This is a genomic window from Paenibacillus sp. RC67, from assembly GCF_030020805.1.
In the GTDB taxonomy this organism is placed as follows: domain Bacteria; phylum Bacillota; class Bacilli; order Paenibacillales; family NBRC-103111; genus Paenibacillus_S.
Genome location: NZ_CP125098.1, coordinates 1,163,870 through 1,175,740, shown reverse-complemented (window position 1 = coordinate 1,175,740; position 11,871 = coordinate 1,163,870). Strand labels below are relative to the sequence as shown.

The following is an 11,871-nucleotide window of genomic DNA, read 5'->3' as shown; positions in this document are numbered from 1 at the left end:
CCACCTATTTGATTTAAGCGCTTCACCTAGAACAATATATTGCAAAAGTCAGTTAATAATACATTCATAGCGTCAAACCAACTCTAATATTGGTTAAGCGCTTTCCCTTACTTCAAATTTAACCCATACCTTCGTTGTTGTCAATGAGTAAAAAAGACACTTTCTCGCGAAAGTGTCTTCTATACAATTATTGTTTATTCCGAATCTCATCTGAAATTTGCTCAACAAACTGAGCAATGCTCATTACACCCTGATCTCCGTCTCCGCGGCGACGGACGGCTGCTTGACCGGCGTTCTTTTCACTTTCGCCCAGTACCAGCATATAAGGTACCTTCTCCAGCTGCGCTTCCCGGATTTTGTAACCGAGCTTCTCGCTGCGAATGTCTACTTCCACCCTAATGCCTGCATCCTCCAGTTGTTTCTTCACTTGAAGCGCATAGTCGATGTAGTTGTCGGACACAGGAAGCAGCTTCGCTTGTACCGGCGCGAGCCATACAGGGAAAGCACCACTGAAGTGCTCCGTCAAAATACCGATAAAGCGGTCGATCGAGCCGTAAATCGCACGGTGAATGACAACCGGTCTATGCTTCTGATTGTCTTCACCGATGTAACTCAGATCGAATTTTTCCGGCATTTGAAAGTCCAGCTGAATCGTTCCGCATTGCCAGCTCCGTCCAAGGGCATCGAGAATATGGAAGTCGATTTTCGGTCCGTAGAACGCTCCGTCCCCTTCGTTCAAGCGGTATTGGATGCCCCGGTGCTCAAGTACGTTCTGCAAGGACATTTCAGCCTGCTGCCATAGCTCCTCCGACCCCATCGAATCTTCCGGCCGAGTGGACAGCTCGATCTTGTATTCGAAGCCGAACACTTGGTACATTTGATCGATCAGCGCAATGACGCGGCCGATCTCTTCTTCGATCTGGTCTGGACGCACGAAGATGTGCGCATCATCCTGGCAAAATGTCCGTACCCGCATCATCCCGTTCAATGCGCCTGAAAACTCATGGCGATGCACTTGCCCGAATTCAGCAATCCGGATCGGAAGCTCTCGATAGGAGTGCAGGCTGTTTTTGAAAATCAGCATATGTCCGGGACAATTCATCGGCTTGAGCGCAAATTTCGTATCATCCACTTCCGTAAAGTACATATTCTCGTGGTAATGATCCCAGTGACCGGACTGTTCCCACATTCTCTGGTTCATCATGAAAGGTGTGCGGACTTCGTCATAGTCCTGCTTAAGCTGAAGCTCACGGGAATAGTTCTCCAGCTGCGTACGAATAGCCATGCCCTTAGGCAGGTAAAACGGCATTCCCGGCGCTTCCTCAGAAAACATGAACAGTTCAAGCTCTTTACCAAGCTTACGGTGATCCCGCTTCTTGGCTTCTTCCAGCAGATGAAGATGCTTCTCCAGATCGGCTTTATTAGGAAAAGCCGTTCCATAAATACGCTGCAGCATCTTGTTTTTGGAATCACCGCGCCAGTAGGCTCCCGCTACATTTTGAAGCTTGAACGCTTTGATCCGCCCTGTTGAAGGCAGATGTGGTCCGCGGCACAAATCGAAAAATTCTCCTTGGTCGTAGATCGAGATGACCGCATCCTCCGGCAAATCGCGAATAAGCTCCAGCTTCAGCGAGTCATCCAGCTTCTCGAACGTTTGAATCGCTTCCTGACGGCTCACTTCTCTGCGAACAATCGGCAAATTCTCCTGTACGATCTTCTCCATTTCATGCTCAATCGCGGCGAGATCGTCCGTAGACAATGGCTTCTCGATATCGATATCGTAGTAAAAACCATCCGCAATAACCGGCCCGATACCAAGCTTCACTGCCTGCTGTCCATAGATGCGTTTGATAGCCTGCGCCATCAAATGCGCCGTGCTATGCCGGTACACCTCCAAGCCTTCCTGACTGTCGAGCGTCACGATTTCAACCAGACCATCCTTTAGGAGCGGTCGGTTCAAATCCACAAGCTTGCCGTTCAGCTTGCCCGCTACGGCATTTTTCCTCAAGCTCGGGCTAATGGACTCAGCCACTTGCTCGATCGTGGTGCCCCGCTCAACCTCCTTGACTGCTCCATTCGGCAAAGTGACTTTAATCTCATTACTACCCATGGTGACGCCTCCATTCGTTTTGGTTTCGATTTATATGAACGCAAAAAAACGCTACTCTCCCAAGGGACGAGTGCGTTCAGCTCGTGGTTCCACCCTGATTCGAACCTACACCAATAAGCCAAGCAGCGGGCAAGCTGCCTTAACATACAATGCAAGTTCCTCAAGTATCCGGTAACGAGGATAAGACGGTGCTATCTACTATCGCAGCTTTAACAGCTGCAGGTTCGACATCACGGCTGCAAAGGGGTAATTTACGCTTCCGGTCTCTGAAGGAGCTCTCACCTAACCTCCTCTCTCTGACAGTCCTTGAAGGAAATCATGTCTTTGGTCATTGCCTGAATATGTTATTGGTTCATCATTATAATCATCGTTTTGCCAAAGGTCAAGTGGCCTTTAGAAAAATAGATCAGCGCGGAATCATAGTAACGCGGAGGTTAATTGGCTCTGAGAGAGCCTATACGCTTGAATCCAACACTGTCTCGCAGCTGATCACACAAGCTTATTTAGTTCTCTGGCAGCTGTGCTGTCGAGCCGCGAACAACAAGCTCCGGCATTAGCACAACCCGCTGCTTCATGGACTTCTGCCCTTTAATTTCCTGTACGAGCAGATCCATCGCTTGACGCCCGATTTCCTGAATCGGCTGCGCAACCGTCGTAAGAGGAGGATCAATAATTGTCGCCAAGATCGTGTTGTCGAAGCCAACGACAGATAACTGCTGAGGCAGCTGCAGACCTCGCTCGCGTGCACCTTGAATGGCCCCAATGGCAAGCAAATCATTGCAAGCGAACACAGCGGTTGGCGGTTCCTCCATATCGAGCAGTCGGCACATCGCTTCTTTCCCTCCGCTAACGGTAAAATCTCCCGAGGTCACCAGCCGCTCGTCCACCTCAATCCCCGCCGCAGTCATCGCCTGCTTGCAGCCTCGAATCCGCTCCCGGTTACTCATCGTGTTTACATCTTCCGCCAGAATGGCGATTCTACGATGCCCCTGCTCGACCAAATGACTGCCTGCCTGATAGCCTCCCAGAAAATCGTCCACCATAACCGTATCCACAGCCAATGTCGGCATTTCCCCGGTAATAAGCGCTATCGGAACATTTTGCTGGATAAGCTTTTTTAGAAACATATCTTTTTCCGTCCGGGTGGCTACAATAACCCCGTCTACTCTTTTTTGCGTAAGCAGCGAAAAATATTTAATTTCCCGATCAGGATCATTATCCGTGCTGCAAATAAAGACGTTAAAGCCGTATTCCTGTCCGCGATCCTCCACCGCACGTGCAATTTCAGCGAAGAATGGGTTCGCCAAATCCGGCAAAGTCAGCCCGACAGTAAAAGTACTTTTACCTGTCAAAGCAGATGCGACCATGCTCGGCTGGTATTTCAGCGCGTCCATAATACTCGTTACATGCTTTCTTGTTTTATCACTAATGCGGCCTGTACCGTTAATCACTTTCGAAACGGTCGCGATCGAAACCCCCGCAGCCTCGGCCACATCATAAATAGTCGGTTTCATCCCCTGCTCCTCTCAAGCTCTATCTGCGTTTTATTGTTTATCATACGATATCGACCTGCACCGTGTAAACTCGGAGGATTAGCGCTTAACCTGAAGTTGAGGATGTAAAGAGTGTAAGGCACCAGCTTTTAGCTTCTGATATAACTTAATGGAAAAATATGGTTTGATTATGAGATTTGGGAAGGAGCGCTTTATGAGAAAATTCATACTGGGTTTATTGTTTGGTTTATGTTTATCGCTTGGTTCCGTAGTATACGCATCAGACTCCATCCAGAGCATGCTGGTCAGCATGGCATCCTCGGTTAATTATGATGATTCAAGTAACAGGATTAGCATCAAACAAAGCAGTGCGAAATTCGATAAAGATTTGGCGAATCCAATTCCTTTTGTGTACTATGAAAGAAATTATGAAGGCGGCACAGTATGGATACAGGAAATCCTTCTTGTTCAAGGCAGCAGTTGTTGGTATGGCTGCGCCGATGCAGTTAAACCATACTCCGCTTTATTAAAAAAATTTGAATACCCTCCAGTGGAAGTGGTTCCGGGGTCGTCCATTTTGGTTCAATATCCCAAAGGGATGGAGCCCAAATCCATAAAGATAACAAGAGTCATTGCCGAAGGATCGCAAAATGATATAATGTACGATCGCGACGAGGATATGCTTTTTGAAAATGAAAAGATTCTATTACCTAAGGAAGCCGGTATTTATAACCTATGGATCAAATCTTGGTGGGATTCAGGGGATACTTCGTACTTTTTTGCTGTAGAGATTAAATAATAAAATACTTCTCTTGTTGCAGATAGGTTAGTAGCTTTCCTGAAGACTTGATAATTGGAGATTTAATAGTAAATATAAGGAACAATCAACTTATCCAAGTTCCATCTGCTTTTGTAACTTTCCATTTTTCGTTTTTGTATTCAACAACGACTTTTGTTCCTATTGCTCCGTTGCCAGCTCTGTACTTAGAGCCTTCAATCACAACTCGATCTTTTGAAATTTCAGTCTTCTCGACACGTAACAACACGCCATTAAGCACCATTGTCTTGGGGTCATATAGCCCCTTTTCTTTTAGTTGCTCGTATGTCGCTTCCATTACCACGACGTTGTATTTATCAAAATATTTTAGAATGTGTTTCTTGTCTGTTCCATCAATATTCTTAAAATTGCTCATGTCAATTGCAATATACTTCATACTACCATTTAGACCTTCATCAATTGGCATGTATGCATCTAATGCCAAACTATACAGTTCTCCCATAGCTTGTTTGGAATTGCTGTTCGAGCATGCGGTTGTTAATATTACGCAGATTAACGCCAACCCTAAAAACAGTTTGTTTAACCTCATTTTAATCCCCCCTTGCTTCTTCAAACGAAATATAATTTGTTATTGTTTCAAGGACTAATTTATTTAAATGATTCTTTACAGGTCTATTAATTGGATACGAGTGGTATAATTATTTTTACACTGTTCATCTCAAGCTAGAAAGAAAAGCGGCCCCCACGAAGCACAGCATACTTTTCAGTAAATTAGCCTTGTGATTAACATCAAAACAGAAACTCGGAGGATTGTAATGTTAAACAAAATTGTCCCGTATAGAGAAAAGGATCATGATAAATTGGTAGATATTTGGTATAGGGCTGTACGTTTAACCCATACTTTTTTGACAGAAGAGGACATTGAATTTTTCCACCATTTGGTGCAAACTGAAGCATTAACAGGTGTTGAGATATGGATGGAGATTAATGAAAATGAAGTTCCTACAGGGTTTATCGGACTTGATGAATCTAAAATAGAAATGTTATTTGTCGACCCTAATTACCACGGACAAGGTATAGGTACTCGACTTATAAAACATGCTGAAAATCTAAAAGGAAGCCATCTTAAAGTGGATGTCAACGAACAGAACGAGGGAGCACACGCTTTCTATCAACGTTACGGCTTTGTGCAAACAGGACGCTCAGAGCTAGATGGAACAGGACGCCCCTTTCCTATACTTCATCTAGAGCTTGAATAGATCAATAATATCAGAACGAGGCTGCCAACATGGTTGGCAGCCCCGTCCTGGTTAAAAATAAGATTATGTTGCAATACCTATTCATTCAAATGCACTATTTATTAGCTGTTTTAGATGATATGCTTCTTCAACCCTAGCTCTGTTCAAAATAAACCGGATTGGTAAGAGCCGCTACCAGCATCTGATCGACTTCAGCAAAGTGCCGCCAAATCTCCACACGGACAAACCTGAGCCCAATCCATTCAGGGCCTTGGATTTTCAAAGCGACCGTTTCCGTTACTTCAGTAGGATGAACCACTTCCCTAACAAGTCCCCTCTCTGAAATCCACCTTATCTGATCTCCCGGCAGCAATCCGCTGCTCATCAACGTTATGGCGATAATCTGCTCTTGCTCCTCTTTTGGAATCGAATCTCCTGTACGGTAAGTCCCAGCATGCAGCTCTACGAACGGCCCCTCGGGCGCATACGATATGCAGACATGCCCTTTGCCAACGCCGTCCAAAATCCCTTTCACCGTCTTGGTCTCAGCATAAACCCATGTGCAAGGCATTGCATGCTTGACGTAGGGGTCAGGCCGATGCACATCACTCCCACCAACGGCAACCAGCTGACGGCCGCTCACCAGCTGTTCCTGCCACCACTGCAGCGCCCGCGCATTGCGATCAGTCCAAGGGCCGTTCCATACCTCGATCCAATCGAATTCTACATTAAAATCCCATTCCCACGGACATAAGTCACAGTGAGGATGGTTCAGCACGATCCGCGCTCCCCGTTCGTGTGCCGTATGAATCCGCTCCTTCACATCCGTTTGATTCTCTACACGAAAATCGTTCAACGGCTCGGCTACGCCCAGGAAATTACTGTGTCCGTAATTGGTCGTGAACTCCATTCCTGGAATCATCACCATCGCTGTATTACGGGGATAAGCCTGATTTTGGCTGATTGCGTTATGATCCGTCATCGCAATGAAGTCACACCCCAACTGCTCCATGATGGCTGCGTTTTCCTCCAGTGAATAGAAGCCGTCGCTATGAACGCTGTGCGTATGCAAATCACCCTTTAACCAGCGGTAAGTTTTGAGAAAAACTTCCACGGTAACGGTGACCTGACCTCCTTCCTTCGGCACCCGATAAGCATTATGAAGTACCGCCCAAGAACCCGGAGTCATCTTGCCGGGAATATAGCCAGGTGTCGCGTTCTCAAGTCCGATCCTAAACTCCCTCCGTGCTCCTCCGCTCCAGCCACGCACCCTCTCAGTATCTCTCACCCCAAGATCAATGATCGCCCTTGCTTCGCCGAACGATTCCACCGAGTACGAAATCGTCAATTCCTCCGTATGCTCGGGTACATCAAAAGGAATCTCGATATATCTACCTTGCTCGCTGTGAGCAACGGTGCGTTGGAAGACTCTTCTTACGGATCGTCTTTCCGTTTTCTCCATATCTCCGTTCCCCCATCCGGTATATTCAGCTTATCTCCAAAAGAGCTACAATAGGGTAATGGTCCGAAGGATACGCTCCTCGAATCAGCCTGCGATCGACCTTCGTCTCCAGTATACTCACCCCGGGAGACACAAAAATATAATCGATCGGTTCCCCGTCTGTTCCGCCACAAAAACTGTGTGCCGTCCGCCCCACAGTCCCCTCATAAGCTGTATAAGCATCCTTGAGCCAGCCATTCGGTCCTTCTTCTCCCGTCTGCCCTTGCAAAAAGAGAATCGGTTGATCTGCGGGGGCGCTGTTCAAATCTCCCATCACGATCAGGGGAATATCATGGCTTCTATGACGGACAGCGTAGTTCCATATCACTTTAACCCCGTTGTCCCGTGCCTCTTGACTGTAGTGGTCCAAGTGAGTGTTGAATACGGTAAACGCCTTGTCACTATCTTGATCCCGAAATGCTGCCCAAGTGCACATTCTCGGGAAATAACTTCCCCAGCTTTTAGAGGCTGCTTCATCAGGCGTCTCTGAAAGCCAGAAATGCCCATGATCAACAACCTCCAGAACATTCTTTTTATAAAAAATGGCGTTGTGCTCATCCTCGTACCCGCCGAATCGGCCCATCCCGATCCAAGCGTACTCCTCAAGCTGCTCCTGCAGCTCGGTCAGCATGGAAAAATACCCTTCTTGCGTTCCGACAAGAATGGGATCATGCTCTTTAATCATATCAGCAGCTCGCTCTATGCGATTTGGCCATGCGTTATCCCCGTCGCTTGCAGTGTTGCACCGCAAATTAAACGTCATCATCGTATAGTTCATTTTTTTACCCTCCTCAGAGTTTTGCCGTAGGCAAAACTTTCTTCGTAAGCATCTGCTTAGAGCTATTAGCTGTCGAGAAATCTCTCATCTTCGTGAAATATTGCTATAAAGGAAGGTGGGGTTTGCCTTGGAAGAGTTTACGTCCGCCTTTGAAATTCGTGAAAATACCGCTAAATTCTAATCAGATTCACGGATTTCAACAGCGGCTGGAAAGGCAACCCCACCGATCTATACTAGCAATATTTCAAGCCTTCTAGGTTTCTCGACAGCCTCTACTCTCCCCCAAGCATACGCTATCACGTTTTGCCTTTAGAAAAACTCACTCCTTCACCGATCCGAGCATAATCCCATGAATAAAATATTTTTGCAAAAACGGATATACGATAAGAATCGGTACCATAGAGACAACGATTTTGGCGGCGTTCAACGTTTTATCCGATACCTTCATCAATAGCTCGGCTTGTGACGAGTCCAGCTCCACAATGTTCAGGTTCACGACAAGCTGCTGAATATAGGTTTGCAGCGGATAATTTTCCGCACTGCGCATGAAGATCATCCCGTCAAAGAAGGAGTTCCAGTGTCCTACAATGCTGAACAGCGTCACGGTAGCGAGAGAAGGCAGTGAGAGCGGAACAAACACCTTGAGCATCATGTACCAGGGTCCCGCTCCATCCATGTAGCCTGCCTCACTCAGCTCTTTGGGCATATTGCGGAAAAAATTCATAAGCAGAATGACATTGAAAACCGGTACTGCCCCCGGCAGCACTAGCGCCCATATCGTGTTGAACATCCCCAACGCCTTGACCGTCAAATAGAGCGGAATGATACCACCGCTAAACAGCATCGTGAACAGCATGAACCACATATAAAGGTTCCGGTGAGGAAACTCCTTAGTGCTTCTCGATAGCGGATAAGCCATCAGAACCGTCAACAAGAAGTTAATGGCACCTCCGAGGAGCACCCTTTTCACGGAGACGAAGAACGAATTGAGAAAGTGGGGCTCTTCCATAATCCGGCGATACGACTCTATATTGAAGCCCACCGGCCAGAACTTGACGAAGCCCCCAGACGCAGCCGCATTGTCACTGAACGATACAGAGAACGTATGCAGAACCGGCGCGAGCGAAATGATGGAGATCATGAGCATAATGAGCAGTAATGCAGCTTCAGCCAACCGGGCCGAGACGGTTTTATTCCGTACCAAACGTTTTCACCTGCTTTATTTAGAAAATTCGATAGTTTGCATATTTATAAGCAATCCGATAAGAAATGATGATTAGGACAAAGCCGATAACGGATTTCAACAGACTAACAGCAGTAGCGAACCCGTACTGCGATTGAACAAGCCCTACCCGGTACACATAAGTATCGATAATATCTCCGGATTCATAGACAAGAGGGTTATACAAATTGAATATTTGATCAAAGCCCGCATTCAGCACATTGCCGATACTAAGCGTTGCAAGCAGTACTACCGTAGGTACCAGACTCGGCAGCGTAATATAGAACAACTGCTGCAGACGGCTGGCCCCATCCATTTCCGCCGCTTCATACAATGAAGGATTAATGCCAGCGAGAGCAGCCAAATAAATAATGGCGGCAAAGCCGAACTCTTTCCAAATATCACTGCTAATCACAATGGTCGGGAACCATTTGTTGCTGGCCAGAAACAAGATCGGGTCGTGCCCCATCGCTTTGACGATTTGATTAAAAATCCCGTCCAACGACAGCATATCGATCACGACCCCAGCCAAGATAACCCAGGACAAAAAGTGGGGTAAATAGACAATCGTCTGCACCCATCGTTTGAACACCATAAAGCGGACTTCGTTAAGCAGTATTGCAAAAATAAGCGGAATCACCAGATGCGCGATGATTTTACAGACCGCTATGAAAACGGTGTTATAAAAGATCAACCCGCTGTCTCTGATTTGGAACATGTACGTGAAATTTTCCAAACCAATCCATGGTGAATCCCAGATGCCCAGTCCGATCTTGAAGTTTTGAAATGCGATGATGATGCCGAACATCGGCACAATATGAAAGATGATCAAAAACAAAATGCCTGGCAGCAGCATCAGGTGATAATGCTTATAATACGATTTAATGTTCATGTCTCACCTCGGGTGATCAGATGAAGAAAGCACCGCCTTTCACGGGAGGTGCTCTCACTCTATCTTTTCTGTATTATTTTTTGGCCTTGTTAATCTCATCTACAACTTCTTTGCTGATCTCGTCGCCGCCTTGCGATTTCCAATCGGTTACGAACTGGTCAAAGGAATCCAAAGGCTGCTCGCCCATGACAATTTTGAAGAAGGCCTCTTTCTCGAGCTTTTGCAGGTTGGCCCACTTGCGTTCCATCGTCTTCGTAACGGCTGTATACTCGCTGTATATTTTGTTCATATTCATTTTGAGCAAATCGGCAGGCACGGTGTAACCGTAGTAGCCCGACCAATCCTTCAGATCGGCTTTCGGATTCTTCTGATCCCTCATCGCCTTGTCATAGAGCTCTTTCATCTCCGGGCTGAGCTCTTCCGGCTTGGTTTGACCGTTCAGCGCTTTTTTTAGAACATCTGCCTTACGTTCCACGGCATCACTATAGTCGTAAGTGGCATTTCCGACCGGCCAATATTCGGCGCTTACGGAGAAATCCAGCTTCAGCGAATCCGGATCTGCTTTACGCTGTGCCGCAATAAAGGTATTGGCATAAACCATTGCCGCTTCCGGGTGCTTCATCCCTTTCTTGACGACAAGGAACGTATTGCTGACAGGAATCATCAGGTTGTTGACCACTCCTTTGGCATCAGGAATCAGGTAAGGAACAAAATCGACCTTCGGATCATTTTTTATTGCATCCGATATCAAGCCTCCCGACCACCATGGGCCAAAGAAAATGCCTGCTTTACCGCCGACAACGACCTGGTTCGGATCTTTGCGCAGAGCAAACTCCTTATCGATCAAGCCCGCCGAATACATCTCACGCAGCTTGCCGAGAGCCTGCTTCGTTTCGGGGAGGATGGAGGCGTAGACAATATTGCCCTTGCTGTCCTTGATCCAATTGCCTGGATACGCGCCGAAGGCCTGGAAGAAGCCTTTAAAATCGATCCGCTGCGCCTTACCCGGAACGCTAAGTGATCCTTCAGAGCCCGCCAGACCGATGGTGTCCGCCTTGCCGTTGCCATCAGGGTCTTTTTCAACAAAAGCTTTGGCAATGGAGATAACGTCATCGATCGTTTTGGGCGGCTGCAGCCCCAATTTGTCCATCCAGTCTTTGCGCAGCCACACCATACTGGCCGCATCCGCCTGAACGCTAATGTTCGGTATGCCCATCAGCTTGCCTTTATATGTCGCTTTCTCCAACGCTTTATTGCTTGTGGACGCATACAGCTCCTTTGTTAACGGGGACGCGTATTGCTCGTAAACCTTGCTCAGATCCTCGATCTGACCTGCATCTGCTAGTGCCAGGAACATCTGTTCATTAACTAGCATCATATCCGGCAGATCGTTGCTCGCGATGGCCAGCTTCATTTTCTGGTCGTAGTCCTGACCGGAGGCATACCATAGTATTTTAAAATTGATGTTGGCTTTTTCTGAGATGTATTTCATGTACTGATTGCTTTCTACCGTATCGCCTGCTGGCAGCTTGGCGCCTGGGCTCACGCTTTTGAAGGTCGTTACCTCGATAGGACTGGGCATCTTGAACGGATCGATCTTGGCGTTAGGCTGTCCTGAAGGTTTAGGAGTGTCTGCTGTCTTGCTTGCTTCGGGAGTATTGCTCGAACATGCCGTCATGAAGACAATGAATGCGGTTAACATCAGCCATGCTTTTTTCTTTTTCATACTTCCCCTCCTCAAAGTTTTCGTTAGAAAACTGTCTTCGTAAGCATTCTCTCAGAGTTTTCGTTAGAAAACTAACTTCGTAAGCATCATCTTAGAGTTTTCGTTAGAAAACTTACTTCACTTACATTGTAGG

11 protein-coding genes are annotated in these 11,871 nt (G+C 46.9%); 3 read left to right on the top strand and 8 right to left on the bottom strand.

The window, feature by feature from the left end; genetic code table 11:
• Positions 1–187: 187 nt before the first annotated feature.
• Positions 188–2,110 (bottom strand): threonine--tRNA ligase, encoded by a 1,923-nt coding sequence (gene thrS, locus QMA13_RS05465; RefSeq protein WP_282940028.1) that lies wholly within the window; start codon positions 2,108–2,110, stop codon positions 188–190.
• 149 nt (positions 2,111–2,259) lie between these two features.
• Between thrS and QMA13_RS05460 the strand changes: the two genes are divergently transcribed.
• Complete coding sequence (locus QMA13_RS05460; RefSeq protein WP_282940027.1) at positions 2,260–2,667, top strand: hypothetical protein; 408 nt, start codon at positions 2,260–2,262, stop codon at positions 2,665–2,667.
• Here the strand turns inward: QMA13_RS05460 and QMA13_RS05455 are convergent.
• The gene (locus QMA13_RS05455; RefSeq protein ID WP_282940026.1) at positions 2,614–3,624 is read right to left on the bottom strand and encodes a LacI family DNA-binding transcriptional regulator; all 1,011 of its coding nucleotides are present in this window, start codon (positions 3,622–3,624) and stop codon (positions 2,614–2,616) included. The genes QMA13_RS05460 and QMA13_RS05455 overlap by 54 nt on opposite strands.
• Positions 3,625–3,817: 193 nt before the next feature.
• Here QMA13_RS05455 and QMA13_RS05450 point away from each other — a divergent pair, with 193 nt between their 5' ends.
• A complete protein-coding gene (locus QMA13_RS05450) occupies positions 3,818–4,402 on the top strand; it encodes a hypothetical protein (RefSeq protein WP_282940025.1) in 585 nt (194 codons plus the stop codon).
• 85 nt (positions 4,403–4,487) lie between these two features.
• On the opposite strand, the gene QMA13_RS05445 is transcribed toward QMA13_RS05450, so the two are convergent.
• Positions 4,488–4,970, bottom strand: coding sequence for a peptide ABC transporter substrate-binding protein (locus QMA13_RS05445; RefSeq protein ID WP_282940024.1), 483 nt, complete (start codon positions 4,968–4,970; stop codon positions 4,488–4,490).
• A gap of 226 nt (positions 4,971–5,196) precedes the next feature.
• Between QMA13_RS05445 and QMA13_RS05440 the strand changes: the two genes are divergently transcribed.
• A complete protein-coding gene (locus QMA13_RS05440; RefSeq protein ID WP_282940023.1) occupies positions 5,197–5,640 on the top strand; it encodes an acetyltransferase in 444 nt (147 codons plus the stop codon).
• 133 nt (positions 5,641–5,773) lie between these two features.
• Here QMA13_RS05440 and QMA13_RS05435 read toward each other — a convergent pair whose 3' ends face one another.
• The 5 genes from QMA13_RS05435 to QMA13_RS05415 all read right to left on the bottom strand — a co-directional run bounded on the left by QMA13_RS05435 (position 5,774) and on the right by QMA13_RS05415 (position 11,738).
• Entirely contained in the window at positions 5,774–7,081 is a 1,308-nt protein-coding gene (locus QMA13_RS05435; RefSeq protein WP_282940022.1) for a CehA/McbA family metallohydrolase, read from the bottom strand.
• A 25-nt stretch (positions 7,082–7,106) separates the two neighbouring features.
• On the bottom strand, positions 7,107–7,898 hold the full coding sequence (locus tag QMA13_RS05430; RefSeq protein ID WP_282940021.1) for an endonuclease/exonuclease/phosphatase family protein: 792 nt from the start codon (positions 7,896–7,898) through the stop codon (positions 7,107–7,109).
• Positions 7,899–8,217: 319 nt separating this feature from the next.
• Positions 8,218–9,102 (bottom strand): carbohydrate ABC transporter permease, encoded by an 885-nt coding sequence (locus QMA13_RS05425; protein ID WP_282940020.1) that lies wholly within the window; start codon positions 9,100–9,102, stop codon positions 8,218–8,220.
• Between the two features lie 19 nt (positions 9,103–9,121).
• Positions 9,122–10,012 (bottom strand): ABC transporter permease, encoded by an 891-nt coding sequence (locus QMA13_RS05420; protein WP_282940018.1) that lies wholly within the window; start codon positions 10,010–10,012, stop codon positions 9,122–9,124.
• Between the two features lie 73 nt (positions 10,013–10,085).
• The gene (locus QMA13_RS05415; protein ID WP_282940017.1) at positions 10,086–11,738 is read right to left on the bottom strand and encodes an extracellular solute-binding protein; all 1,653 of its coding nucleotides are present in this window, start codon (positions 11,736–11,738) and stop codon (positions 10,086–10,088) included.
• Positions 11,739–11,871 lie beyond the last annotated feature (133 nt).